This is a genomic window from Halobacterium sp. KA-4, from assembly GCF_021028995.1.
Classification (GTDB): Archaea; Halobacteriota; Halobacteria; order Halobacteriales; family Halobacteriaceae; genus Halobacterium.
Genome location: NZ_JAJJZG010000002.1, coordinates 306,628 through 330,467, shown reverse-complemented (window position 1 = coordinate 330,467; position 23,840 = coordinate 306,628). Strand labels below are relative to the sequence as shown.

Genomic DNA, 23,840 nt, shown 5'->3' with positions numbered 1-23,840 from the left:
CGCGTACTCGGCGTCAGGCAGGGCTACCGGGACGGCTGGACGAACCCGGGCGGCGCGCAGGACCCCGGCGAGTCGCTCGCCGAGACCGCGGTCCGGGAGACCCGCGAGGAGACGAACATCGAGGCCGAGGTGACGGGCGTGCTGTACGCGCGGGACTTCGCCATCGACTACGGCGGCCCCGAGCGAGTCCACGTGCCGCTGGTCGTGTTCACGGGACGGCGCGTCGGCGGTAGCCGGGCCGCGCCGCTCGTGCGCGTCTCCTCGGGCGAACCCGAAATCGAGGATGTCCGCTGGTTCGACGCCGAGAGCCTCCCCGAGGACTTCCGGGACCGCGAGCGGATTCTGGAGTTACTGTAGGTCGACGCCGTCCGTCCGCAGGAGGTAGACGAGCGCGCCCGCGCCGCCGAACACGGCCGCGCCGGCGAGCCACAGCGTCCGCTTGGGCTGGTCGGAGCCGTGGCGGTCCGAGCGCGCGTCGAGGTAGACGCCGACCGGAGCGAGCGCCCACGCGTGCACGAAGATAGTCGCGCCGACGGGGAACGTGAGGTCGAACGCCGCGAGCGCGAGCCCCACCGCGAACGCGACGACCGTCCCCGCGAGGAGGTCGCACCAGACCTCCGCGGCGTCGTCGGGCGTGTTGAGCGCGACTGCCTTCCGCGCGAGGTACGCCGCGGCGACGGCGACGTTCAAGATGGGGACGACGCCCCCAGCGGCCCACGGGAGTGGGCGCGGCGACCACGTCGTGTCGTGCGTTCGCCACGCGTCGTAGCCCAGCGAGAGCGCGAGCACGACGATTGCGAGCGTCACAAGTGGCGTCGCTGCCCACCGGTACGTCGTCCACGCGAGGAAGAAGCCAAGCAAGCCAGCGAGCGCGCCGGCGACGATGGCGACCTCCGCCAGCGAATGCGTGCGCTCGCTCGTGGGCACCGTCCGCTCGCGGAGTGCCTGTGTTCTCTCGACGTCCACGCGGTACGCGCCGTCCCGCGACTCGAGGGCGACGCGTTCCCCATCGAGCGCGCCCGGATTGCCGGCCGGCTCGCCGACCGCGTCCAGCACGCGCGCCAGCCGACTGCCGGTGTGGCCGCCGCTCGGCCACGCCTCGAAGACGCGAACGATCTCGGGGGCGTCCTCGGACTCGCCCTCGCGCTCGACGACGAGTTCGAGCGCGTGGCTGGCGTCCACGTCGAACGGGTACCCGTCGGGCACCTCGTCGACCGGCACGCGCGTCACTCGCCGGACGCGGGCGTGATGTGGGGACTGTTGTCGTGCCGGCATTCACGCCGAGGTACGCGCCCCACGGCAAAACAGTACTGGTCGGCAGCCTCAGAACATGCCGCCGAAGCCGCCGCCTCCACCGCCACCGCCGCCCTGCTGCATCTGCTTCATCATGCGCTGCATGTCGCCGTCGCCCATCCCCTGGAACTGCTTCATCGTCTGGGCCATCATCTTGTGCTGGTCGAGCAGTTCGCGGATGGTCTCCTCGCTCTGCCCGGACCCCTTCGCGATGCGGCGGACCTGCGAGGCGCCGATGGAGCGGGGGTTCTCCAGCTCGTCCTCGGTCATCGAGTCCATGATGACGCTGAAGTTCCGCATGCGCTCCTGGGTGACGTCCATCGCGTCGTCCGGGAGCTGGTCCATCATGCCGCCGCCCATCCCCGGAATCATGTCCATCACCTGGTCGAGGGGGCCCATGTTGTCCATGGCCTCCATCTGCTTGCGCATGTCCTTGAGGGTGAACTCCCCTTTCATCAGGTCCTCGGGGTCCCAGTCGTCGTCCTCCTTGAGCCCCGTCTCCTCCATCGCGCGCTCGACGCGCTCGGTGAGCTGCTTGAGGTCGCCCATCCCGAGCAGCCGCGAGATGAAACTGTCCGGCTCGAAGCGCTCGATGTCCTGGACGGTCTCCCCGCTCCCGAGGAACGCGATGGTCGACCCCGTCTCGTCGACGGCTGTCAGCGCACCGCCACCTTTCGCCGTCCCGTCGAGTTTCGTGATGGCGACGCCGTCGATGCCGATGGAGTCGTCGAACTCCCGGGCCTGGTCTTTCGCGCCCTGGCCGATTGCGGCGTCGAGCACGAGCAGGCTGCGGTCGGGTTCGACCGTCGACTCGATGTCCTCGATTTCGCTGATGAGGTCGTCTTCGAGCGCGTGGCGACCCGCCGTGTCCACGATGTGGACGTCGGCGTCCTCGGTGGCGTCGAGGCCGTCCCGTGCGATTTTCACGGGGTCGTCCCCGTCGGGGTCGCCGTAGAACGCGACCTCCGCGCGCTCGGCCATCTGCTTGGCCTGGTCGTACGCGCCCGGACGGAACGTGTCCGTCTGGATGATTGCGGGGCGCAGCCCCTTCTTCGAGAACCACCACGCCATCTTCGCCGCGGTCGTGGTCTTCCCCGACCCCTGCAGGCCGGCCAGCAGGATGGTCTGGTTTTCGAGCGGAATCTCGGTGGAGTCGCCGACGAGGTCGACGAGTTCCTCGTAGACGATGCGGAGGACGTGGTCGCGGGCGGACGTGCCGCCCGGCGGCTCCTCCTCGAGGGCGCGTTCTTCGATGGAGTCGGACAGCTCCATCACGAGGCTCACGTCGACGTCGGCTTGGAGCAGCGAGCGCTGAATCTCCTTGACGATTTCGTCGACGTCCTCCTCGGAGATGCGGGACTTCCCACGGAGCTTGTCGAGTGTCCCCCGCAGGGAACTCCCGAGGTCGTCGAGTACCATTATTACTGTCCGATAGGTGGTGGGCCCGTAAGAGCCTTTTTCTGGAAAGCGTGGCGCGCCACGTTAAGACGAACGGTGAGAGATAGCGAGCCGTGAGTCGCGCGCCACCAGATGGCGAGCGGGGAACGGAGTGACCCGCGAGCAGCGTGGTGCTCTCCGCCGAAGCGACCAGCGTCGGCGAGCGACGTAGCACGCGAGCCACACAGTCGGTACGTTCAACCGCACGCCCGCCCTACGTCGGGTCGTGCCTACGTACGCTACGAGAGCGCTCGTCTCCGTGCTCTGTGAACTCGCGGCGGACGCCGACCCGGACAGCATCTCGGTGCGGCTCGCCGCGACGCGCGCGGGCGACCTCCAGCCGACGGACGGACAGATCGGGCTGGACCCGGAGACGCGCGTGCTCTCGGAGTTCTACTTCCCGGACGCGGGCAGTTCGCTGTCCGGCGTCTTCGGGATGGACCTCGCGGCGCCGACCGGCCAGACGGCGGGGCGGTTCGTCTCCCATCCGGACGGCGACCCGACAGTTTCGGTTACCGACGACCTCCACGCGACCGTGCTGGTGGCGGTGCCGCCGTGGGACATCGAAGACGTGCGCGCGTACGACCGCGACGACGAGCGTCTCGACCTCGTCCTCGTGGACGCGGAGACGCCAGACCCCGAAGCGCCGATTTAGGGGACGACTTGTTCCGGGACCGTGCCGTCGTCGTTCCAGCCGCGGCGCTCGTAGTACTCGTCGATGGCGGCCGCCAGCCCCGGCAGGTCGAACGGGAGGCGGTCGTCGCCGCGGTCGAAGCCGCGCTCGTTGTTGAAGTGGCGCTCTAGGGTGACGATGCGAGCGCCCACGTTCCGTAATTCCTCCATCGAGGCGTCGAGCAGCGCCTCGTACTGCTCGTCGGTGACGTTGCCGCCGGAGAACGTACACGCGATGGCGGCGTCCTCGAGCGCGCGCTCGTTCTCGCGCTGGACGACTAGTTCGGGTTTCCCGTCGAGCGTGTCCTCGGGGACGTCGCCGTACTCGTCGGAGAGCACGGACGCGTAGAGGTGGTCGGCGCCGCGATTCGCGACCGCGTACGAGAGCCCCTGGCCGTGGAGAACGCGGCCGTCGTGGCCGGGGAACCCGAGGTTCTTGACCGTCCAGTCGCGGACGCCGAATTCGTCGGCCGCCGCGCTCACGCCCTCCGCGAGCACGTCACCGACGCCCTCGCGGTACGCGATTTTCGTGACGAGGTCGTGGACGTGGTCGGCGTCCCCGAACGCGTCCTCGCTGGCAAGGTACGCCGCGATAGCGTCCCCGCAGGAGATGACGTCCAGGCCGAGCGCGTCACACAGGTCGTTGGACTGCATCACGTCGACGAGGTCGCCGACGCCGACGTTCGCGCCCAGCGAGAACGTCGCCTCGTACTCCGGGCCCTCCGTCTCGATTCCCGTCTCCTCGTCGCGGGTCGGGAGCTTGCACGCGAACACGCAGTCCGAACACGTCGCCTTCTCGTACTTCTTCGCCTCGACCGCGTCGCCGTTCAGTTCGTCCGCGCCCTCAAAGGACTGCTCACTGAAGTACCGCGTCGGCAGCGAGTACTCGTCGTTGAGGAGGTTGACCGTGCTCGGCGTGCCCTGCGTGCGCTTGGGGTCGTCGCTGGTCGCGGCCGCCTCGTCGATGGCCGACAGCGCGCCCTCGGGGACATCGAGCGTGGGTTCGCTGTCGCCGTCGAAAGACACGCACTTCACGCCCTTCGCGCCGAGGACGGCACCGAGGCCGCCGCGGCCGAACGCGCGGTGGTCGTAGGTCATCACGGACGCGAAGCGCACGCCGTGCTCGCCCGCCGGGCCGACGGTCGCGAGGTGCGCCGCGTCGAGGTCGTGGGCCTCGGCCATGCGTCGCGAGACCGCGGGCACGAGTGCGTCGGCGAGTTCAGGCACGTCCTCGAACTCGACGCCATCGTCGGTGACGTGGACGGCGACGAGGTCGTCACTCGCACCACGGAGTTCGACCGCGGCGTAGCCGGTACTCGCGAGGTTTCGGGAGAGATAACCGCCCGCGTTCGAGGAGAGCAAGCCACCAGTGAGCGGGCTAACGCCCGTCAGGTTCGTACGGCCGGCGAAGCTCGTGGTCGTCGTCTGGAGCGGACCTACTGCGAAGAACAGTCGATTCTCGGGGCCGAGCGGGTCTGCGTCGAACGGGATGCGCTCGTGCGCGAGCCGCGTCGCGACGCCGCGACCGCCGACGTACTGCTCGGTGACGTCGCTGACGTCTTCGGTCCACGCCTCCCGGTCGTCGAGGTTCACGACCAGCAGCGGTCCGGGGAGATGTCGCATACCCGCGGCTGCGGGTGGCGTCCGGAAATGGCTGCTGGCGGGTCAGTCCGCGAGCAGGTCGTCGACGAGCGCCTCCGGGTCGAACTTCTGGAGGTCGTCGTACCCCTGCCCGGTGCCGAGGAACAGAATCGGCTTCCCCGTCACGTGCGACACCGAGATGGCGGCGCCGCCCTGGCTGTCCGCGTCGGCCATCGTCAGAATCGTGCCGTCGATGCTCGCGGCGTCGTCGAATTCGCGAGCGCGGTTGACGGCGTCCTGGCCCGCGACTGCCTCGTCGACGAACACCGTGTAGTCGGGGTCGACGACGCGGTCGAGTTTCGCGAGCTGGTCCATCAGCCCGCTTGATGTGTGCAGTCGGCCGGCCGTGTCGCCGAGCACGACGTCGACGTCGTTGGCCTCGGCGTACTCGACGGCGTCGTACACGACCGCGGTCGGGTCGCCGCCCTGCTCGTGGCTGATGAGCTTCACGCCGAGGTTGTCGGCGTGCTCCTGCAACTGTTCGTTCGCGCCGGCGCGGTACGTGTCGCCGTTCGCCAGCACGACCGAGTACCCCTGGTCTTCGAGTCGTCGCGCGAGCTTCGCGATAGTCGTCGTCTTCCCGACGCCGTTGACGCCCGTGAACACGACCGTCACCGGCTTCTCCGCGTCGGCGATGGCTTCCTCGAAGTCGAAGCCGTTCACGTCGATGACCGACAGCAGCGCGTCGCGGAGCGCGTCCTCCACGAGCGCGCCGGTGCTCTCCGTGAACTTGCGCTCCTCGCCGACGAGGTCCGCGCGAATCTGGTCGAGAATCTCCTCGGCGACGCTCATCTCCACGTCGCTCTCCAGCAACGCGAGTTCGAGTTCGCGCAGCGGGCCGTCGAGGTCCTCCTCGTCGATGACGACGCGCCCGCGCGCCAGCGACGACGCCTTGCTCACGAACCCGCCGCTAGAACTCTCGGACTCCTCGGCTTCCGCCTCGGGTTCGGCTGCTTCGCCCTCGACGTCGGCGGCCTCTGCGTCGGCCTCCGCGACGTCCGCCTCGGATTCGGCTCCGGCGGCCTCGTCGCTGTCGAGTTCTTCTGCGTTCTCCTCCGCGACCTCCTCGGCGTCCTCGCGGAAGTTCGAGAGTTTGTCCTTCAGCCCGTCGAACATGCCCTTATTCGCCGTCCTGCTGCTGGGCCTGCATCTGCTGCTGCATCATCTGCTGCTGGGCCTGCTGTGCCTGCTGTTCGAGGGCGGACTGCTCCTCCTCGACTTCGGCGATTTCGGAGCGAACGTCCTCGATGCGCTCGTCAAGCGCTTCGCGCTTCTCGTCGAGCACGTCGGCCGCGTCGTCGGCGTCCTGCTCTGCCGCGTAACCGCCGCCAAGGCTGACGACGACCTCGTCCATGTCCTGCACTTCGGCGCGAACGTACGCGTCGCCGCCGAGCGGGACCTGCACGGTCGAACCGGTTTCGAGGACGTCGAGCGCTTCCTGCGCCTCGTCGACCTCGATTTTCTCCTCTTCGAGGGCCTCGACTTCTTCTTCGAGCTCCTCTTTCTCCTCTTCGAGGGCCTGAATTTCCTGTGAAAGCTGCTGAAGCTGCTGTTGACCGCCGCCGCCTCCAAGACTCATACCCAAAATTCGGGGAGCGAGCGGGAAGTATCTTCCTACTCGGGAACTCGGCGACGGCGTGTGAGACGCCCGCCCTCGCAGGCGACAGCGCTCGTGACGGAGATAGAGAACCGGGGAAAACGAAGTCGAGAGGATCGTCAGTCGATGAAGCCGAGCGCGTCGTCGATGCGCCCGAGTTCGGGGCCGGTAGTGTCCTCGCCGACGACGTAGCCGTTGTCGTTGGCGACGAGCCCGGAGCCGACCAGCGGCGCGCCGTAATTCACGGTCCCGATGTCCGCGGGGACGCCGAGGGCGTCCTCGATCGCGTCGAGCTCCTCGTCCGTGGACTTCGGGTGGCAGAGCACGCCGTCGTTCGTCGCGACGGCGGCGGTGCCGACCGTGTTCACGCCTGCGAGTCGGCCACGGGTAACGGGCACGTCGAGGGCGTCCTCGACAGCCTGAACGGCCTCCCGCGAGAGTTCCGAGTGGACGTACGCGCCCGTGTCGTTCGCCACGACGACGTTGCCGGCGGCGTTCACGCGTCCGGGGAGTTCGCCGACGGAGACGTCGGCGGCGTCCTCGATGCGGTCGCGTTCGCGCTGCCGGATTCGGCTGCTCGCGAGCAGGCCGTTGGAGTTGCCCGCGACTAGCGAGCCGACCGTCGACGAGCCGCCGACGTTCGTCGGAACGGCGGGGACGCCGAGTTCCTCGGCGAGTTCGTCGGTCAGTTCCTCGGAGATGTCCGGCCGGACGACGACGCAGTCGTTGGTCGCGCGGGCGAAGACGCCGACGTACGGGGACCCGAGGAAGGCAGCGCGTAACAAGTTCTTACTCTTCGTATTCGGCTTCGACGACGGTCTCGCCGTCCTCGACGAAGCGCGCGGCGTGCACGCGGACCTTCCGCGGCGGGTTCTTCTGGCCTTCCGACCAGACGGCCTCGTTGATGGAGGGGTCCAGACGGACCTCGTCCTCCTCGACCGCGAAGTGCTTCGCGAGGTGTTCGCGGATGATGGTCATCGCCTGTCCGGCCTGCTCGTGTTGGGGCACCTTCGTCACGTCGCGCAGTGGGACGGTGACGATGCGCTCCTCGAAGTCGCTGGCGGACATTATTCGTCGGTGTCGTTACGCCGCCAGTTGCGGCGCTTCGGGTTACGCTGGACGTCCCGATTCGTCTTCATCATGACCCACGCGGGCACGCGGCTGTTCTGGCGTTCGAGTTTCGCCAGTCGCTTCTTCTGCGCCTTCGATTTCTTGCCCATAGTGGTCGTCGCTACCACCGCCGTCGTTAAAACCTTGTTCTTCTGAAGCCGCGTCAGCGCCGCCGCTAGAGGTCGACGGCGTGGACAGTCTCGTACTCGGGGCCCTCGTGGGTGAGCACGCTCTCCGTGAGCCGGACCTCGGAGACGCGCATCGTCCCGACTTCGGGGTGGCGGTCGCGCACGAGGTCCTGGACGAGTTCCTTCCCGCCGGCGTGTTTCATCCGCGCGAGCGTGACGTGGGGCGTGAAGTCGTGTTCCTCGGCCTCGAAGCCGTGCTCCTCGACGAACTCCATCTCAATGGCCTCGTGCAACCGCGCGAGTTCGGCGCTGCCGTCGCCGACGCCGAGCCACACCACGGAGATATAGTCGAGACTCGGGAACACGCCGAGCCCGCCGAGTTCCGCGTCGAACGGCTCGACGCCGCTCTCGTCGACCGCGCGCCCCAGGGCATCCGCGAGTTCGTCCTCGCGGGCGTCCTCAACCTCGCCGAGGAACTTCATCGTCACGTGGGTCTGGCTGGGGTCCACGAAGTCCAGGCCCTCGGCGTCGGCGAATTCGGCTTGCAGGTCCGCTACGTCGTCGGCGAGCCGGTCGGGGAGGTCGACACTGACGAACAGCCGCATACCGGCCGTTCTCGGTGCGTTGCCCTTAACCTCCCGGCCGCGCTAGACGCGTGTATGACTGACCGAGAGGAGCCCGAGCCGCCCGAGGCACCCGACGACCACGAGTTCTCCGAGGGGCAGGGCTTCGACGAGCCCTACGATGGGTTCGACCTCGACCCGCCGGAGCTCTCCGTCGACGACCCGTCCAGCGTCGACCCCGTCGACAGCCGCGTCGTCAGCGACTCCCTGGACGAGCGCGTCGTCCAGAACGACGACGTCGACGCCGACGAACTCATCGACGTCGGCCTCAGCTACCTCGGCATCAACCGCCACGAGCAGGCCGCCGACGCCTTCGAGCGCGCCGCACGCTTCACCGACGACGAGGACATCGAGCAGGAGGCGTGGGTGAACAAGGGCATCGCGCACGGCCAGATGGAAGAGTGGGACGAGGCCGTCGGCGCCCACCGCGAAGCAATCTTCGTCGCCGAGGACGGCGACTTCGAGGCGGAAGCCCACACGAACCTCGCGTACGCGCTCTGGGAGTTCAGCGAGGACGAACAAGCCTACGAGCACGCCGAGGAGGCCGTCCGGAAGAACGACCGCCTCCCGCAGGCGTGGTACAACCTCGGCTTCATCGAGAACGAGCGCAGCCGCCACGAGCAGGCCCTCGACGCGCTGAACAACGCCGTCCGGCTGGGCTTCCAGCAGGCCGACGTCTACGAGGAGAAGCAGCGCGCCCTCGAAGCGCTCGGTCGTGACGAGGAAGCCCAGAAGGTCGCCGAGCAAGCCGAAGACATCCGGGAGGCCCAAGAGCGGGACCTCGTCGAGCGCGAGTGATGATACTCAGCGAGCGACAGACAGACCGCGGCCTCCTCGTCACCGCATGCGACCCGGACGTCCTCGGGGAGACGTTCGCCAACGGTGACACGGAGTTCACCGTGAACGAGGAGTTCTACGGCGGCGAAACCGTCGACCCGGACGCCGTCCGCGAATCGCTGGCCCGCGCGAACGTCGCGAACCTCGTCGGCGTCGACGTCGTCGACCTCGCCATCGAGGAGGGCCACGTCGAGGAAGCGAACGTGCTCGACCTCGACGGCACCGTGCACGCGCAGTTCATGCGTCTCTAATCCCTGTTTTCGGGCGTCAGCGATACCGGCAGCGATCCCGGCACCGAAGAACAATAGTGTCCGCGCCTCTTATCCGACTGTAATGGAAGCCACCGAGCAGGACCCCCTCGACGTCGACGCCATCCGGGCCGACTTCCCCATCCTCGACCGGGAGGTCAGCGACGGCCAGCGGCTCGTCTACCTCGACAACGCGGCGACGACGCAGACGCCCGAGCAGGTCGTCGACGTCTTCTCGGACTACTACCGCGGGTACAACGCGAACGTCCACCGCGGCATCCACCAGCTCAGTCAGGAAGCCTCCATCGCGTACGAGGAGGCCCACGACCGCCTCGCCGACTTCGTCGGCGCGGACGGCCGCGAGGAGATGATTTTCACGAAGAACACCACCGAGTCCATCAACCTCGTGGCGTACGCGTGGGGGCTCAACGAGCTCTCGGAGGGCGACGCGGTCGTGCTCTCCGAGATGGAGCACCACTCGTCGTTCGTGACGTGGCGCGAAATCGCGAAGAAGGTTGGCGCCGAAGTCCGCTACATCCGCGTCGACGAGAACGGCTACCTCGACATGGACCACGCCGCGGAACTCATCGACGAGGACGTTGAGATGGTCTCCGTGGTGCACGCCTCGAACGTCCTCGGCACCGTCAACCCGATGCGCGAACTCGCGGACCTCGCCCACGAGCAGGACGCGCTCATCCTCGGTGACGGCGCGCAATCCGTCCCGAACCGCCCCGTCGACGTGAAGGAACTCGACGTCGACTTCTACGTCTTTTCCGGGCACAAGATGGCGGGGCCGACCGGCATCGGCGGGCTCTATGGCAAGCAGGAGATTCTGGAGGACATGGAGCCGTTCCTCTACGGCGGCGACATGATTCGGCGCGTCTCCTTCGAGGACACCACGTGGAACGACCTGCCGTGGAAGTACGAGGCCGGCACGCCGCTCATCGCGCAGGGCATCGCGCTCGCGGAAGCCGCCGACTACCTTGACGACGTCGGCATGGAAGCCATCCAGGCCCACGAGGAACGCATCACCGAGTACGCTTACGAGCGCCTCGACGAATTCGACGACGTGGAAATCTACGGCCCCCCCGCGGACGACCGTGGCGCCGTCGTCGCGTTCAACGTCGACGGCATCCACGCCCACGACCTCGCCTCGATTCTGAACGACCACGGCGTCGCCATCCGTGCCGGCGACCACTGCACGCAGCCGCTCCACCAGAAACTCGACATCGCTGCGTCCGTGCGCGCCTCGTTCTACCTCTACAACACGAAAGAAGAAGTCGACGCGCTCGTCGACTCGCTGGACGCCGCGCGGGAGATTTTCAACTAGCGCACGCACTTTTTGCTGCGTTCGGCGCGCCTCACTTGCAAAAACTTGCGGAGAAAGCACTCCTCCTTCGGTCCGCTTCGCGCTCACGGCGACGCCGTTCGCGCATTCCGAGGCGCGTAGTGCCTCGCGCCCCTCAGTCGTCGGCCAGCGAGCCTCCGGCTCGCGGTGAACCCCTTCGTCCTCGTTCGTTTCACTCACGAGGGGCAAGCAGACCGGAGGTCTCCTCAGTTTCGGGTCCTTCGGACCGCTCACTCGCGGATGCTAACTCTCTCTGGTGTGTCGTTCCGCGGAACGTTTTTACGGCGTTCTGCCCTACGAACGCTCAATATGAGTATGGGCTCGGACATGTACCGGCAGCAGATTCTCGACCACTACCGCAACCCCCGGAACCACGGCGAGCTCGGCGACGCGACGTTCTCCCACGACGGCTACAACCCCTCGTGTGGCGACGAACTGGAGTTCGACGTGAAGCTCGAAGACGACGGGGAGACGATCGAGCGCGTGGCGTTCCGCGGCGACGGCTGCGCCATCAGTCAGGCCTCCGCGAGCATGCTCACGCAGAAGCTCCCGGGGATGACCCTCGACGAAGTGAAAGACCTCGACACCGACGACGTCCTCGACATGCTCGGTGTCGAAGTGACGCCGATGCGCGTGAAGTGCGCGGTGCTCTCCGAGAAGGTCGTGCAGGACGGCGCGAAAATCTACGAGGGTGAAGCCGACGTCGACGAGACGACCACCGAAGACGACGAGTAACGCTCGCTGCTCACCGATACTTTCACTTCTCTGCCTCTCTGTCGTCCCGCGAAAACAGCGACTTCTCTCGTTCTGCCATCCAACCGCCGTTGCGAGCATTCGCGGTGCGAGCAGTCTGACAGACCCGAGCACCGCGATTCATCGAGCGACCAGAGAGGGACGACGGAGCCGCCCCTCGGGCCTGTGGGCGACTCACAGGTCGCCTGCAGACGACGGGGGCGAGGAGTGTTTTGCCGCAAGTTCTTGCCAGGGAGGGCGCCTCTGACGTTCTCCCTGGCAAAAAGTGGGTTCTAGAACCCGAACATCCCCATGACGGACTTGGCGGCGCGACGCACGACGAGTGCGAGGCCGAGCAGGACGAGGACGAGACCAGCGGCGACGATGGGGGCGTTCCACGCGACGACGCCGATGCCGGCGAGAATCAGCAGGACGCCGAACAGCCCGGAGAGGCCGAGTTTGTCGAGCATGTGCGGGACGAGCGCCACCACGAGGGTAAGCGTACTGGTCCCGCGTGGGGTTGTGTACACCCCGAATTGTACAGGGTTTAAACCGCTCGCTGTCCTATTCGCGCCCATGAGCGACGACGAAGGTGGACGCACGAACCTTCGGATGCCCGAGGACGACGAGGTGTTCGCGGAAGTCACAGACATGCTCGGCGCGAACCGCGTCCGGGTTCGTTGCGCGGACGGGGAGGAGCGGACCGCCCGCATCCCCGGCCGGATGCAGAAGCGCATCTGGATTCGGGAAGGCGACGTCGTGCTCGTCGAGCCGTGGGATTGGCAGGACGAGAAGGCCGACGTCGTGTGGCGATACGAGAAATCGGAGGCGGACCAACTACGTGAAGAAGGACACATCAAATAATGGGTCGGCGGTGACCGACGGGTTCGGTCTCGCCGAGGACACCGAGGGAGCGTCCGGCGACGAGTTCGAGGAAATCGACGTCTCGGACACGGAGGCGGACCGTATCGCGCGCAGACAGGACCGGGAGTTCGCGGAGTTCCGGAAGCGCCTGAAGGACAACGAGCGGTTCAAGCTCGACGACGGCGCGTTCGACGACGCGACGTACGCGGCCATCTACAAGCTCGTCGAGGACGGCTACGTGGGCGCGTTCGGCGGCCCGATTTCGACCGGGAAGGAGGCCAACGTCTACGAGGCGCTCGACCACGATGGCGGCGACGTCGCGGTCAAAGTCTACCGCATCAACGCGTCGAATTTCAAGCAGATGCGGGGCTACCTCGAGGGCGACCCGCGCTTCGAGGGGATTCGCGGCGACAAGAAGGCCGTCGTGTTGTCGTGGACGCGCAAGGAGTTCGCGAACCTCCAGCGCGCCCGCGAGGCCGGCGTACGCGTCCCCGAACCCATCGCGGTCCAGCGAAACGTGCTCGTGATGGAACTCATCGGGCAGGAGGGCGACGCCGCGCCGACGCTGAACGACGTCGACGTCGACAACCCCGAGACGGCCTACGAGGTCGTCCGCGAGTACATCCGCCGGCTGTACGACGCGGGCCTCGTGCACGGCGACCTCTCGGAGTACAACCTCGTGGTGTACGACGGCGAACTCGTCGTCATCGACGTCGGGCAGGCGGTCACCATCCACCACAACAAACACGACGAGTTCCTGCAGCGGGACTGCCGGAATATCGCGAATTTCTTCGCGCGGCAGGGCGCGGATGTCGACCCCGAGTCGCTGTACGACTACGTCGTCGAGAACGCGTCGCCGCGGTCGGACGAGGAGACCAAACGCCCCGACGAGTAACCGACCGCAATCATTTTTACTGGTCTTCGACTACCGCCGCGTATGCAGTCCGCTCCCACTGGCTGGCGCTGGCGTGCTCCGGGAGCGGACAGTCTCGCCGCCGCGGCCTGACGGGCGTCACCCGGTCGGGTCGGGCGCGTGGCTCCCTCGCTTCTCTCGCGCATCGCTTCGCCGAGCACCTGCCACACCCACTACACAGCATGCCAGCCGACTCCGTCACACCGTACAGCGTCGCGGGCGATCTCGACTACGAGAAACTGCTCGCCCAGTTCGGCGCGGACGCACTGACCGACGACCAACGCCGCCGCTTCCCCGACCACCCGCTCGTGCGCCGCGGCTCGTTCTACGCAGGCCGCGACGTGGACGCCTTCCTCGATTCGGACGACCAGTCAATCGTCACGGGCATCGGGCCGTCCGGGCCGATGCACCTCGGGCACGCGATGGTGTTCTACTTCGCCAAACGCCTCCAGGACGAATTCGGCGCGCGCGTCTACGTGCCCGTCTCCGACGACGAGAAGTACTGGTTCAAGGACCAGACCGCCGCGGAGACCACCGACTATCTGGAATCCAACCTCCGGGACCTGCTCGCGGTCGGCCTCGACCCCGTGTTGACCAGAATCGTCGTCGACACGGAGGACGCCGACGTGGTCTACCCGCTGGCGACGGCGTTCGGTCGGGATATCACGCATTCGACGCTCGAAGCCGTCTACGGGACCCCCGAGAACGTCGGGCAGGGGTTCTACCCGGCCGTGCAGACCGCGCACCTGCTGCTCCCGCAGCTCGTTCACGGTGCGCACGAGACGCTCGTCCCCATCGCCGTCGACCAGGATCCGCACGTCCGCGTGAGCCGGGACGTCGCCGCGAAAGCGCGCTACCCCGCGAACAAGCCGGGCGCGCTGCTGCTGCAGTTCCTACCGTCGCTTGGTGGCCCCGGAAAGATGAGTAGTTCCGAGGGCGTCGCGATTCGGCTCACGGACGACGGCGAGACAGTCCGACGGAAAGTCCGCGAGAACGCCTACACGGGCGGCTGCGCGAGCGTCGAGGAGCACCGTGAGCACGGCGGCGACCCCGAGGTCGACGTCCCGTTCCAGTACATCGCGGCGTTCTTCGAGCGCGACGACCGCGAAGTCGCGCGCATCGAGCGGGACTACCGGAACGGCGACCTGCTCTCTGGCGAACTGAAGGAATTCGCCGCCGACCGCATCGTCGACTTCCTGGAGGGGCACCAGCGCCGCCGGGCCGCGCTCGGTGACGTGCGCGAGGAACTCGCTGCCTACCGGCTCACTCAGGACGAACGCGACCGTGCGCGAGCCGCGGTCGGCTTCCAGCGCGAGTAGTTCCCACACCGGCACAACGCTGAAGCCGGTTCGGTGTCGTCGTCCCTACATGAGCGGCGACGCAGAGGCCGCGTTCGGCGCGGTCGCGGACGAACTCCGCATTCGCATCCTCCGTGCGCTGTGGGAGGCCGACGACCCGCTGTCGTTCTCCGAGCTCCGCGAGCGCGTCGACGTCCGGGACTCCGGGCGGTTCAACTACCACCTCGGGAAGCTCCGCGGCCGGTTCGTCGAGCAGACCGACGACGGCTACGACCTCCGGTTCGCGGGAAGCCGGCTCGTCGGCGCGCTGTACTCGGGCGTGTTCACGGAGGAGGCGTCCGTCGGACCGGTGCCAGTCGAGGGCACGTGTACGAGCTGCGGCGGGGCCCTCGAAGCGAGCTACGAGGACGAACGCGGGCGCGTCGACTGCACTGACTGTGACGTGGCGCTGCTGTCGGGCGGCGTTCCGCCAGCGTTCGTGGACGACCGCGAGGACGACCTCGCGACCGCCCTTGACGGCTACTTCCGGACGATGCTGCGGGAGGTCAGAGCGGGCTTCTGCACGCAGTGCAGCGGCCCGGTCGCCGGCCGCCTCAAACACGACCCCGACCACGGGCCGCGAGCGGTCTTCAAGTGCGAGCGGTGCGGCGGCACATTCCGCGGGACCGCGGCCGCCGTCGCGCTCGACCACGCGGCAGTCGTCGCGTTCTACTTCGAGCACGGCCTCGACGTGCGGACCGTCCCCATCTGGGAGGTCGACTGGCTCCACGACGCGACGTACGAGAACGACACCGCCCACGTGACCGTCGAACTCGACGGCGACGAACTCGACCTCGTCGTCGACGAGTCGCTGGCCGTCAGCACGCCGGAGCGGGCGTGAACCGGTCACACGACGGGAGAGAAGGCTTTTACGCGCCCGTCCAGTATTCTGGTGTATCATGAAACACGTGAAGATTCCGCAGGACCGCATCGGCGCGCTCATCGGCGAGGGAGGTGAGACGCTGCGCCGCATCGAGCAGGCCGCCGAGGTTCGCCTCGACGTCGACTCCGAGGACGGGTCGGTCGCCATCGAGCGGACCGGCGACCCCGTTCGCGGGATGCAGGCGCCCGAAATCGTCCGCGCAATCGGCCGCGGGTTCGACCCGGACGCCGCGCTCAGCCTGCTGGACGACGACATGCGGATGTTCGAGACCGTCGACATCGAACGCGCCGCCCGCAACGACAACGACCTCCGCCGCAAGAAGGGCCGACTCATCGGCGAGAACGGCCGCACGCGCGAACTGATGGAGGAACTCACCGGCGCGAACGTCGTCATCTACGGGTCGACGTTCGGCGTCATCGGCCAGCCCAACGAGGTCGACGTCGCCCGGTCGGCCGCCGAGATGCTGCTCGACGGGGCACCCCACGGCTCCGTCTACTCGTTCCTTGAGCGCAAGCGCGCCGAGGAGCTCAAACAGCAGGGCATGGAGTACCACGAGTTCTCCGGCTGAGGCGACACACTCAGGATTTTCTGCTACCTTCTCGTTCTCTGTGCTCGCCGAGCGCGAGCGCCGTCTCCCGACGAGAAAACCCGATTTAAGCATAAATACCCCGTCGTGAATTTTCGAATTTGGCGTTGACTGCCGTCTCAGCGCGTCTCCCAGGGTGTGTTACTCCCTTTCGCACAATATTTAAATAGAATCGCATTCAATCAAACAGTGACTATGGCGCAGCAGATGGGTAATCAGCCGCTTATCGTACTTTCGGAGGATAGCCAGCGCACCTCCGGAGAGGACGCACAGTCGATGAACATCACCGCCGGGAAAGCCGTCTCCGAGGCCGTACGTACCACACTCGGCCCCAAAGGGATGGACAAGATGCTCGTGGACTCCACGGGTGAAGTCGTCGTCACGAACGACGGCGTCACCATCCTCAAGGAGATGGACATCGAGCACCCGGCGGCCAACATGATCGTCGAGGTCGCCGAGACGCAGGAGACCGAGGTCGGCGACGGCACCACCTCCGCCGTCGTCGTCTCCGGCGAACTCCTCTCCGAGGCCGAGGACCTCCTCGAACAGGACATCCACGCGACCACGCTCGCGCAGGGTTACCGACAGGCCGCCGAGCAGGCTCGCACGTTCCTCGAGGAGAAGGCCGTCGACATCTCCCCGGACGACACCGAGGAGCTCGAGAAGCTCGCCGCGACCTCGATGACCGGTAAAGGCGCGGAGAACGCCAAGGACGTCCTCTCGGGTCTCGTCGTGCGCGCCGTCCAGTCGGTCGCCGACGACGGCAGCGTCGACACGGACAACATCAAAGTCGAGAAGGTCACCGGCGGCGCCATCGAGAACTCCGAACTCATCGAGGGCGTCATCGTGGACAAGGAGCGCGTCAACGAGAACATGCCCTTCGGCGTCGAGGACGCCAACATCGCGCTCGTCGACGACGGCCTCGAAGTCAAGGAGACCGAAATCGACACCGAGGTCAACGTCACCGACCCCGACCAGCTCCAGCAGTTCCTCGACCAGGAAGAGGAGCAGCTCAAGGAGATGGTCGACGCGCTCGCGGCCGCCGGTACCAACGTCGTCTTCGTGGACGGCGGCATCGACGACATGGCCCAGCACTATCTCGCGGAGGAAGGCATCCTCGCCGTCCGCCGCGTGAAATCCGACGACTTCACCCGTCTGTCCCGCGCCACCGGCGCGACGCCCGTCTCGAACGTCACGGACATCGAAGCCGACGACCTCGGTGAAGCCGGCAGCGTCGCCCAGAAGGACATCGGCGGCGACGAACGCATCTTCGTCGAGGACGTCGAAGAGGCGAAGTCCGTCACGCTCATCCTCCGCGGCGGCACCGCGCACGTCGTCGACGAAGTCGAGCGCGCCATCGACGACTCGCTCGGCGTCGTTCGCGTCACGCTCGAGGACGGCAAGGTGCTGCCCGGTGGCGGCGCCCCCGAAACCGAGCTCGCGATGCAGCTCCGCCAGTTCGCTGACTCCGTCGGTGGGCGCGAACAGCTCGCCGTCGAAGCGTTCGCGGACGCCCTCGAAGTCATCCCGCGCACCCTCGCCGAGAACGCGGGCCACGACCCCATCGACTCCCTCGTGGACCTCCGCAGCCAGCACGACGCCGGCAACTCCGCGGCCGGCCTCGACGCCTACACCGGCGAAGTCATCGACATGGACGCCGAAGGTGTCGTCGAGCCGCTCCGCGTGAAGACCCAGGCCATCGAATCCGCCACCGAAGCGGCGACGATGATTCTCCGCATCGACGACGTCATCGCCGCGGGCGACCTCGCTGGCGGTCAGGTCGGCGGCGACGAAGGCGGCGACGAAGGCCCGCCCGCCGGCGGCCCCGGCGGCATGGGCGGCGGTATGGGCGGCGGCATGGGCGGGATGATGTAAACCCACTTTTTGCTACACTCGGACGGCTTCGCCGTCCTCGTTCGCAAAAACTTGGGAAAAAGCCCCGTCGCCCACTTTCGGTGGGTTCGGCGCCAGCGCGCTTCGCGCGCTGTGAACCGGCGACCTCCGGTCGCCGGATACTCCCGTTCCGCCGCGCTGCACCGCTCGCTCACCGACTCGCGACCTTCTTTCGAAATTACCGGATAGCGGCCGCTGTCGACACAAGGGAGGTTCTAAGTGCGGTGCCTGCAATTTTTGCGGCATGGAGACGCTGCTGCTCAACAAGGAAGACGTCAGCGAGAACGTCCAGATGGCGGACCTGATTCCGGCCGTCGAGGACGCGTTCGCGGCCTACCAGAAGGGCGACGCCCAGATGCCCTCGAAGTCCTACATCGACCTCCCCGAGTACAACGGCGACTTCCGGTCGATGCCCGCGTACCTCGACGCCGGCGACTGGGACGCCGCCGGCATCAAGTGGGTGAACGTCCACCCCGACAACCCCACGCACTACGACCTCCCGACCGTCATGGGGACGATGGTGTACTCGGACCCCGAGAACGCCTACCCGCTCGCCATCATGGACGGCACCGAACTCACGATGCAGCGCACGGGCGCCGCCGCAGCCGTCGCCACCGACTACCTCGCCATCGAGGACGCCACGTCCTTCGGCGTCGTCGGCGCTGGCGTCCAGTCATACACGCAACTGGAAGCCATCGCCACCGTCCGCGACATCGAGGAAGTCGTCGTCAGCGACGTCAACGAGGACGCCGTTCGCGCGTTCGTCGAGCACTTCCAGGACCGCTTCGACGTCCGTGAAGGCTCCATCAGCGACGCCGGCCACTGCGACGTCCTCTCGACGGTCACTCCCGTCGAAGACCCCATCGTCTCCCGCGAGGACGTCGGCGACCACACCCACATCAACGCCATGGGCGCGGACGCCGAGGGCAAACACGAACTCGCCGACGACCTCCTCCTCGACAGCAAACTCGTCATCGACGACCACGACCAGACCACCCACTCCGGCGAAATCAACGTCCCCTACAATACTGGTGTGCTCGGCGACGACGACATCTACGGCGAAGTCGGCGAACTCGTCACCGGCCTCAAGGACGGCCGCACCGCCGATGACGGCATCACCGTCTTCGACTCCACGGGTCTCGCCATCCAGGACGTCGCCGCCGCCCACGTCGCCTACGAACACGCCGAAGAACACGACAACGGCTACGGCTTCGACATGCTCGGCGTCTAAGACGCACTTTTTGCTGCGCTCGGCGCGCTCCGCGCGCCTCACTTCCAAAACCTTGCGGAGAAAGCACTCCTCCCTCCCGATGGTCAGTCGTCGGCCCGCGCTCACTACGTTCGCGCGATGAATCGCGGCACGAGGCCACGAATGCTCGTCCGCGGCTGTTCAGCGTCCCGCAGCGTAGTCCGTGAGCCGCGCGATGACCCAAATGATGACGAGGAACGGCAGTAGCGGCATCAGCAACACGAGTAGGCCGAGCAGCATCGCGTAGCCGACGCTGGTCATCTCGGGATTCCGCCGCACCTCCGCATGTCGCCGGACGCTCCGCGGCGCTTCGTCGTTCTGGTCGCTCATGTGTCGCGGTTCGACGCGCCGCGGAAAAAGCAGTCTGGCCGACAGGCTCGCTACTCGAGTTCGATGGCGGGACGGAACGGCACCGCGCGTGAGGCGCGCTCGGCGTCAGTTTCCGTCTCGGGGACGACGTCGACGTCGGCGTCGAACTGGCGCGCGAGGAAGCCCGCCGCGTTCTCGTAGACGTCCTGCTCGTCGACCTCGTCGAGCGCCGTCAGTTCCTCGGCGGAGCGCTCGCGGACGTCCGCGACGAGGTCCTGCACGAGGTCGTTGACCGCGTCGCCCTTCTCGCGCAGGCTCTCGTGTTGCATCACTTTCCCCATCACCGCGCCGATATCAGTGCCGGTCTCTCGAACCGTCTCGTAGACGGTCTGCTTCCACGGCGCGGGCGTGAACACGGTAATCTGGTCGGGGTCGGTGTCGGTCACGTCGATGACCTCGCGCACGTCGTCGGTCAGCGACTCCACGAGCTGTTCTTCGACCTCCACGCGCTCGGACTCCAATTCGGGGTCGGCCTCCGGCCAGTCGTCCTGGCCGACGGGCTCGCCCGTGAGCTGCTCGTGGAGTTCGTTCGAGAGGAACGGCACGATGGGCGCGAGCAGGCGGAGTCGCGTCCGCAGCACTTCTCGGAGCGTCCACCGCGCGCCGTCGCGGTCGAGGTCCGTGCGCTTGCGGTACCACGTCAGGTGCTCCTCGAAGTGGTAGAACGCCTCCTGGCTGGCGGCGCGCGTCTGGAACTCGTCCATCGCGCCGGTCGCGTCACGAATCGTCGACTGGAGCTTCGACAGCAGCCAGCGGTCGATGCGCTTCAGCTCGACGTCCTCGCGGTCGCCGACGCCCTCCGCGTTCTCGATGACGTCCTGCGCGCGCTCGTAGAAGCGCGCGAGCTGGTCTTTCGTGGTGCCGACTTCGTCGTCGCGCCAGTCGACGTCCTGCCACGGCTCCGCGGAGTTCAACAGCACGAAGCGGACGGTGTCCGCGCCGTACTCCTCGATGGCTTCGGTGGGGAGCACGACGTGCCCCTTCGAGGAGGACATCGCGTCGCCCTCCAGCAACACCATCCCCATCACGGTGATTCCCTCCGGCCACTTCGCCTCCTCGAAGAGGTCGGTGTGGTGGAAGAGGTAGAACGTCAGGTGGTTCGAGATGAGGTCGTTGCCGGAGACGCGCTGGTCGACGGGGTACCAGTAGTCCCACTCCTCACGCAGGTCCAGGGCAGTCTCGTCGGGGTCGTCGACGGCGTCCTCGCCGTAGAACAGCGTGTCGAAGAACTCGCGGTCCATCTCCTCCGGCGGTACGTCCTGGAGCCGGTGGGCGATGGTGTAGTAGGACATGTACACCGTCGAGTCCGACAGCGGCTCGATGACGAAGTCGTCGTCCCACGGCAGGTTCGTGCCGAGCCCGAAGTTCCGGATGCACGGCCACTCGTTGAGCCAGTCGACCGTGTGGTCGAGCTGGTCGCCCGCGCTGTCCGGGCGCGCGTCCAGGTCGCTAATCGCGTCGTGAGCGAGTTCCTTCCAGTCACCGTCGCTGTACGTCAGGAACCACGTGTCCTGCTTGGCGACTTCGACGTCGCCGCCGCAGCGACAGACGACCTCCTCGGAGAACTCGTACATCGAGTCGAACTCGCCGGTCGAGCGGAAGTGCTCGGCCAGCTCGTCGCGGACGTCCTCGACGACGGCGCCCGCGTACTCGTCGTACATGTCCTTCAGTTCGCCTGCGTGGAATTCGCGGTTGTACACCTCCTGCGTGGCCTCTTCGAGCGCGGGGTCGTCACTGGACTCGATGCCGTGCTCTTCGACGGCCGCCCGCGCCGGGAACGGGTCGTCGTAGGCGTCGACGTCGATGATGGCCTTCGGCTGGATTTCGTCGACCTCAGCGGGGTCGATGCCGTACTCGCGCATCCGCTCGTCGTCGGCCTTGGCCTCCTGCAGGGCCATCCAGTCGTCCGGCGAGTGCGCCGGCACGGACATCACGATTCCCGTGGCGTTGTCCGCGTCCACGAAGCTCGCGGGCAGCACGAGCACGTCCTCGCCCGTGACGGGGTTGGTGACGCGCTCGCCGACCAGCGCCTCGCCCGTGAACCGGTCGAGAATCTCGACGTCGCGCTGCTGGAGGACGAGTTTCTCCGCGGCCTCGTCGCTGAGGAGCCACGTCTCGCCGTCCACGTTCGCCTCCACGTAGTTCGCGTCCGGGTCGATGTACGCGTTCGTCACGCCACGCACGGTCTCCGGGCGCAGCGTCGCCATCGGCACGACCGTGTCGCCTTTCCGGAATTTGACGAGCGTGTACTCCTGGAACTCCGCCTCCTCACCCTCGAGCAGGTCGTGGGTGGTGACGGGGTTCTCCTCGTCGGTGCAGTACTTCACGGGGTGGAGGCCCTTCTCCAGGCGCCCGTGGTCGCGCAGCGTCTCGTACTGCCACGTGACGAACTTCGAGTAGCGCTCGTCGTTGGTCGTGAATTCCCTCCGCCAGTCGATGCTGAGGCCGAGGGACTTCATGTTCTGCTTGTAGTGGTTCTCGATGAAGTAGCGCGCGAACCCCATCGGCGTCTCCAACTGTTCGAGTTCGGACTCGGGGACGTCGTAGGTGTCCCGCAGCACCGACATCTGCTCTTCCTCGCGCTTCTGGAGGCGGTTGACGGCACCCACGATGGGCGTACCGGTCACGTGCCACGCGATGGGGAACAGGACGTTGTCACCCTGGAGGCGTCGGTAGCGGGCGTAGACGTCTGGCACCGTGTACGTGCGAGCGTGCCCGATGTGCATCCCGCCGGAGGGGTACGGGTACGGGACCGTCACGAACGTCGCGTCCTCGTCGGGGTCGGGGTCGGCGTGGTAGCGGCCGCCGTCCTCCCAGCGGTCCTGCCACTTCCGCTCGACTTCCCGTGGCTCGTAGGTCATATCCGGTGTGACACTCTGCCGGGCCAAAAGCCCTCCCATCGTGACTCTGGGGCCTGTCGCTTCCCGGACTCGATTGCCGGTGTCGGCCCACGCAGAACGTCTTTGACGCCCGGGTGTCTCTCGCGAGGTCGTGGGCGAGTTCACCGGTGCCGGGCACGTACACCGCCGTGACGCGCTCGCCGCCGGTCCGCGGCGACGCCGAGCACACCGTCACACGTGTTGCCGACCGCATCACGGGCGGCCTCTGAAAAGGACTCGTTGACGCCCGCGACGCTACTCGATGTCGACGCTCGTCGACTCCTCGCTTGTATGGACCTTCGGGAGCGTCACGGTCAGCACGCCGTTCTCGAAGGATGCGGACGCGCCCGCCTCGTCGACTTCCTCGGGGAGTGTGACGCTCCGCGAGAGCGAGCGCTTGCTGCGTTCCCGGCGAACGTAGTTGTCCTCGCCCTCCTCCTCGGTCTCCTCCTCGTGGCGGGCTTCGAGACGGAGCGTCCGGTCGTGGACCTCCACGTCGATGTCCTCCTTGTCGAATCCCGGAAGGTCAGCGGTCACAACGAACTGGTCGTCCTCATCCTCGACGTCGACCGCGAGCCCGCCGCCAGCGCGCTCGCGTGCGTCGTTCATCTTGTCCAGCAGTCGCTCCAACTCGTCGAACGGGCTGCCTCGTGCCATACACCCGGATTCACCGCGAACCACGGAAAATCTACTGGCTAACCGAGTCAAATAACGGCTGACGAGCATCCGCGAGCGCCGCGAGGTGCATAGCGCCTCGGAATGCGCGAGCGGTTCACTCGCGGCGAAGCCACGAGGCCGACGACCGACTAACGCGCCCGCAGGGCGCGGCAGGAGCGAGGAGTGCTTTTTCCGCAAGTTCTTGCTAGAGAGGGCGCCTCCGGCGCCTTCTCACAGCAAAAGTGCGTCTTAGACGCCCTCGACGGTCTCGCGATAGGCTTCGACGCTGGCTTTGGCGTCGGCGATGCTCTCGCGTGCTTCCTCGTCTTCGACCGCGTCCGCGAGGTCGTCGAGCGCGTGCGTGATGCGGGCGAGGCGGCCGTGGTCGGGGCCGTCGTCGGCGGTCGCGAGTTCCGCGAGCGCGTCGGACTGGTCGTAGAGGCGCTGCTCGTGGTCGGGGTCGTCGGCGGCGACGGAGGCGGCTCGGAGGTGGTCGCTCGCCGCGCGCAGGTCTTCGCGTACCATGCGTCGAATATCGTCCGGG

The 23,840-nt window shown here is 67.1% G+C and carries 27 protein-coding genes; 13 read left to right on the top strand and 14 right to left on the bottom strand.

Annotated elements, in window-relative coordinates:
• Positions 1–357, top strand: a 357-nt coding sequence (locus tag LPA44_RS04030; protein ID WP_230888296.1) for an NUDIX domain-containing protein, incomplete at its 5' end; no start/stop codon positions are given.
• On the opposite strand, the gene LPA44_RS04025 is transcribed toward LPA44_RS04030, so the two are convergent.
• Together LPA44_RS04025 and LPA44_RS04020 are read right to left on the bottom strand one after the other, a co-directional pair.
• Entirely contained in the window at positions 349–1,275 is a 927-nt protein-coding gene (locus LPA44_RS04025; protein WP_230888295.1) for a hypothetical protein, read from the bottom strand. The genes LPA44_RS04030 and LPA44_RS04025 overlap by 9 nt on opposite strands.
• 48 nt (positions 1,276–1,323) lie before the next feature.
• On the bottom strand, positions 1,324–2,712 hold the full coding sequence (locus LPA44_RS04020) for a signal recognition particle protein Srp54 (RefSeq protein WP_230888294.1): 1,389 nt from the start codon (positions 2,710–2,712) through the stop codon (positions 1,324–1,326).
• Between the two features lie 244 nt (positions 2,713–2,956).
• Between LPA44_RS04020 and LPA44_RS04015 the strand changes: the two genes are divergently transcribed.
• Complete coding sequence (locus LPA44_RS04015; protein WP_230888293.1) at positions 2,957–3,385, top strand: hypothetical protein; 429 nt, start codon at positions 2,957–2,959, stop codon at positions 3,383–3,385.
• Here LPA44_RS04015 and LPA44_RS04010 read toward each other — a convergent pair.
• From LPA44_RS04010 to thpR, 7 genes are all read right to left on the bottom strand, one after another.
• Entirely contained in the window at positions 3,382–5,025 is a 1,644-nt protein-coding gene (locus LPA44_RS04010; RefSeq protein ID WP_230888292.1) for an aldehyde ferredoxin oxidoreductase family protein, read from the bottom strand. The genes LPA44_RS04015 and LPA44_RS04010 overlap by 4 nt on opposite strands.
• 42 nt (positions 5,026–5,067) lie before the next feature.
• Entirely contained in the window at positions 5,068–6,159 is a 1,092-nt protein-coding gene (ftsY, locus tag LPA44_RS04005; RefSeq protein ID WP_230888291.1) for a signal recognition particle-docking protein FtsY, read from the bottom strand.
• Between the two features lie 4 nt (positions 6,160–6,163).
• Entirely contained in the window at positions 6,164–6,622 is a 459-nt protein-coding gene (pfdA, locus tag LPA44_RS04000; RefSeq protein WP_230888290.1) for a prefoldin subunit alpha, read from the bottom strand.
• A gap of 137 nt (positions 6,623–6,759) precedes the next feature.
• On the bottom strand, positions 6,760–7,425 hold the full coding sequence (locus LPA44_RS03995) for a translation initiation factor IF-6 (RefSeq protein ID WP_230888289.1): 666 nt from the start codon (positions 7,423–7,425) through the stop codon (positions 6,760–6,762).
• A gap of 4 nt (positions 7,426–7,429) precedes the next feature.
• Complete coding sequence (locus LPA44_RS03990; protein ID WP_230888288.1) at positions 7,430–7,708, bottom strand: 50S ribosomal protein L31e; 279 nt, start codon at positions 7,706–7,708, stop codon at positions 7,430–7,432.
• Positions 7,708–7,860 (bottom strand): 50S ribosomal protein L39e, encoded by a 153-nt coding sequence (locus LPA44_RS03985; RefSeq protein ID WP_059057931.1) that lies wholly within the window; start codon positions 7,858–7,860, stop codon positions 7,708–7,710. The genes LPA44_RS03990 and LPA44_RS03985 overlap by 1 nt, the downstream gene beginning before the upstream one ends.
• Positions 7,861–7,925: 65 nt before the next feature.
• Positions 7,926–8,483, bottom strand: coding sequence for an RNA 2',3'-cyclic phosphodiesterase (gene thpR, locus LPA44_RS03980; RefSeq protein ID WP_230888287.1), 558 nt, complete (start codon positions 8,481–8,483; stop codon positions 7,926–7,928).
• 54 nt (positions 8,484–8,537) lie between these two features.
• Between thpR and LPA44_RS03975 the strand changes: the two genes are divergently transcribed.
• The 4 genes from LPA44_RS03975 to sufU all read left to right on the top strand — a co-directional run bounded on the left by LPA44_RS03975 (position 8,538) and on the right by sufU (position 11,669).
• Positions 8,538–9,299, top strand: coding sequence for a tetratricopeptide repeat protein (locus LPA44_RS03975; protein WP_230888286.1), 762 nt, complete (start codon positions 8,538–8,540; stop codon positions 9,297–9,299).
• Positions 9,299–9,589, top strand: a complete 291-nt coding sequence (locus LPA44_RS03970; RefSeq protein WP_230888285.1) for a DUF424 domain-containing protein — start codon at positions 9,299–9,301, stop codon at positions 9,587–9,589. Before LPA44_RS03975 ends, LPA44_RS03970 begins: the two co-directional genes overlap by 1 nt.
• An 82-nt stretch (positions 9,590–9,671) precedes the next feature.
• A complete protein-coding gene (locus LPA44_RS03965) occupies positions 9,672–10,916 on the top strand; it encodes an aminotransferase class V-fold PLP-dependent enzyme (RefSeq protein ID WP_230888284.1) in 1,245 nt (414 codons plus the stop codon).
• Positions 10,917–11,243: 327 nt separating this feature from the next.
• Positions 11,244–11,669 (top strand): Fe-S cluster assembly sulfur transfer protein SufU, encoded by a 426-nt coding sequence (gene sufU / locus LPA44_RS03960; protein WP_230888283.1) that lies wholly within the window; start codon positions 11,244–11,246, stop codon positions 11,667–11,669.
• A 290-nt stretch (positions 11,670–11,959) separates the two neighbouring features.
• Here the strand turns inward: sufU and LPA44_RS03955 are convergent, their stop codons facing one another.
• The gene (locus LPA44_RS03955) at positions 11,960–12,136 is read right to left on the bottom strand and encodes a DUF7470 family protein (protein WP_230888282.1); all 177 of its coding nucleotides are present in this window, start codon (positions 12,134–12,136) and stop codon (positions 11,960–11,962) included.
• Between the two features lie 106 nt (positions 12,137–12,242).
• On the opposite strand from LPA44_RS03955, the gene eif1A reads away from it, so the two are divergent.
• The 7 genes from eif1A (at position 12,243) to LPA44_RS03920 (ending at position 19,373) form a co-directional block, all read left to right on the top strand.
• Entirely contained in the window at positions 12,243–12,530 is a 288-nt protein-coding gene (gene eif1A / locus LPA44_RS03950) for a translation initiation factor eIF-1A (protein ID WP_230888281.1), read from the top strand.
• A gap of 10 nt (positions 12,531–12,540) precedes the next feature.
• The gene (rio1, locus tag LPA44_RS03945) at positions 12,541–13,425 is read left to right on the top strand and encodes a serine/threonine-protein kinase Rio1 (protein WP_230888307.1); all 885 of its coding nucleotides are present in this window, start codon (positions 12,541–12,543) and stop codon (positions 13,423–13,425) included.
• A 200-nt stretch (positions 13,426–13,625) separates the two neighbouring features.
• Positions 13,626–14,762: a tryptophan--tRNA ligase gene (locus LPA44_RS03940; RefSeq protein WP_230888280.1), complete on the top strand. Its 1,137-nt coding sequence runs from the start codon at positions 13,626–13,628 to the stop codon at positions 14,760–14,762.
• Between the two features lie 49 nt (positions 14,763–14,811).
• Positions 14,812–15,621, top strand: coding sequence for an ArsR/SmtB family transcription factor (locus tag LPA44_RS03935; protein ID WP_230888279.1), 810 nt, complete (start codon positions 14,812–14,814; stop codon positions 15,619–15,621).
• Positions 15,622–15,679: 58 nt separating this feature from the next.
• Positions 15,680–16,231, top strand: a complete 552-nt coding sequence (locus LPA44_RS03930; RefSeq protein WP_230888278.1) for a KH domain-containing protein — start codon at positions 15,680–15,682, stop codon at positions 16,229–16,231.
• Positions 16,232–16,444: 213 nt separating this feature from the next.
• Positions 16,445–18,124 carry a thermosome subunit alpha gene (thsA, locus tag LPA44_RS03925; protein ID WP_442903360.1) on the top strand — a complete coding sequence of 560 codons (1,680 nt, stop codon included), beginning with the start codon at positions 16,445–16,447 and terminating at the stop codon, positions 18,122–18,124.
• 262 nt (positions 18,125–18,386) lie between these two features.
• A complete protein-coding gene (locus tag LPA44_RS03920) occupies positions 18,387–19,373 on the top strand; it encodes an ornithine cyclodeaminase family protein (RefSeq protein ID WP_230888277.1) in 987 nt (328 codons plus the stop codon).
• A 159-nt stretch (positions 19,374–19,532) separates the two neighbouring features.
• Here LPA44_RS03920 and LPA44_RS03915 read toward each other — a convergent pair whose 3' ends face one another.
• The 4 genes from LPA44_RS03915 to LPA44_RS03900 all read right to left on the bottom strand — a co-directional run bounded on the left by LPA44_RS03915 (position 19,533) and on the right by LPA44_RS03900 (position 23,821).
• The gene (locus LPA44_RS03915; protein WP_230888276.1) at positions 19,533–19,721 is read right to left on the bottom strand and encodes a DUF7535 family protein; all 189 of its coding nucleotides are present in this window, start codon (positions 19,719–19,721) and stop codon (positions 19,533–19,535) included.
• 50 nt (positions 19,722–19,771) lie between these two features.
• Entirely contained in the window at positions 19,772–22,621 is a 2,850-nt protein-coding gene (leuS, locus tag LPA44_RS03910) for a leucine--tRNA ligase (protein ID WP_230888275.1), read from the bottom strand.
• Between the two features lie 273 nt (positions 22,622–22,894).
• Positions 22,895–23,296 (bottom strand): Hsp20/alpha crystallin family protein, encoded by a 402-nt coding sequence (locus tag LPA44_RS03905; protein ID WP_230888274.1) that lies wholly within the window; start codon positions 23,294–23,296, stop codon positions 22,895–22,897.
• A 249-nt stretch (positions 23,297–23,545) separates the two neighbouring features.
• Positions 23,546–23,821, bottom strand: a complete 276-nt coding sequence (locus LPA44_RS03900; RefSeq protein WP_230888273.1) for a DUF7553 family protein — start codon at positions 23,819–23,821, stop codon at positions 23,546–23,548.
• Between the last annotated feature and the right edge of the window lie 19 nt (positions 23,822–23,840).

Excerpts from the sequence above, each read along its gene's own strand:
- LPA44_RS03940 (WP_230888280.1), top strand. The coding sequence starts at position 13,626 with ATGCCAGCCGACTCCGTCACACCGTACAGCGTCGCGGGCGATCTCGAC.
- LPA44_RS03905 (WP_230888274.1), bottom strand. The coding sequence starts at position 23,296 with ATGGCACGAGGCAGCCCGTTCGACGAGTTGGAGCGACTGCTGGACAAG.
- LPA44_RS03965 (WP_230888284.1), top strand. The coding sequence starts at position 9,672 with ATGGAAGCCACCGAGCAGGACCCCCTCGACGTCGACGCCATCCGGGCC.
- LPA44_RS03975 (WP_230888286.1), top strand. The coding sequence starts at position 8,538 with ATGACTGACCGAGAGGAGCCCGAGCCGCCCGAGGCACCCGACGACCAC.
- LPA44_RS03900 (WP_230888273.1), bottom strand. The coding sequence starts at position 23,821 with ATGGTACGCGAAGACCTGCGCGCGGCGAGCGACCACCTCCGAGCCGCC.
- LPA44_RS03955 (WP_230888282.1), bottom strand. The coding sequence starts at position 12,136 with ATGCTCGACAAACTCGGCCTCTCCGGGCTGTTCGGCGTCCTGCTGATT.
- pfdA (WP_230888290.1), bottom strand. The coding sequence starts at position 6,622 with ATGAGTCTTGGAGGCGGCGGCGGTCAACAGCAGCTTCAGCAGCTTTCA.
- LPA44_RS03985 (WP_059057931.1), bottom strand. The coding sequence starts at position 7,860 with ATGGGCAAGAAATCGAAGGCGCAGAAGAAGCGACTGGCGAAACTCGAA.
- LPA44_RS03970 (WP_230888285.1), top strand. The coding sequence starts at position 9,299 with ATGATACTCAGCGAGCGACAGACAGACCGCGGCCTCCTCGTCACCGCA.
- leuS (WP_230888275.1), bottom strand. The coding sequence starts at position 22,621 with ATGACCTACGAGCCACGGGAAGTCGAGCGGAAGTGGCAGGACCGCTGG.
- LPA44_RS03915 (WP_230888276.1), bottom strand. The coding sequence starts at position 19,721 with ATGAGCGACCAGAACGACGAAGCGCCGCGGAGCGTCCGGCGACATGCG.
- sufU (WP_230888283.1), top strand. The coding sequence starts at position 11,244 with ATGAGTATGGGCTCGGACATGTACCGGCAGCAGATTCTCGACCACTAC.
- thsA (WP_442903360.1), top strand. The coding sequence starts at position 16,445 with ATGGCGCAGCAGATGGGTAATCAGCCGCTTATCGTACTTTCGGAGGAT.
- LPA44_RS03935 (WP_230888279.1), top strand. The coding sequence starts at position 14,812 with ATGAGCGGCGACGCAGAGGCCGCGTTCGGCGCGGTCGCGGACGAACTC.
- thpR (WP_230888287.1), bottom strand. The coding sequence starts at position 8,483 with ATGCGGCTGTTCGTCAGTGTCGACCTCCCCGACCGGCTCGCCGACGAC.
- LPA44_RS03990 (WP_230888288.1), bottom strand. The coding sequence starts at position 7,708 with ATGTCCGCCAGCGACTTCGAGGAGCGCATCGTCACCGTCCCACTGCGC.
- LPA44_RS04010 (WP_230888292.1), bottom strand. The coding sequence starts at position 5,025 with ATGCGACATCTCCCCGGACCGCTGCTGGTCGTGAACCTCGACGACCGG.
- LPA44_RS03930 (WP_230888278.1), top strand. The coding sequence starts at position 15,680 with ATGAAACACGTGAAGATTCCGCAGGACCGCATCGGCGCGCTCATCGGC.
- LPA44_RS04020 (WP_230888294.1), bottom strand. The coding sequence starts at position 2,712 with ATGGTACTCGACGACCTCGGGAGTTCCCTGCGGGGGACACTCGACAAG.
- ftsY (WP_230888291.1), bottom strand. The coding sequence starts at position 6,159 with ATGTTCGACGGGCTGAAGGACAAACTCTCGAACTTCCGCGAGGACGCC.
- LPA44_RS03920 (WP_230888277.1), top strand. The coding sequence starts at position 18,387 with ATGGAGACGCTGCTGCTCAACAAGGAAGACGTCAGCGAGAACGTCCAG.
- LPA44_RS04025 (WP_230888295.1), bottom strand. The coding sequence starts at position 1,275 with ATGCCGGCACGACAACAGTCCCCACATCACGCCCGCGTCCGGCGAGTG.
- eif1A (WP_230888281.1), top strand. The coding sequence starts at position 12,243 with ATGAGCGACGACGAAGGTGGACGCACGAACCTTCGGATGCCCGAGGAC.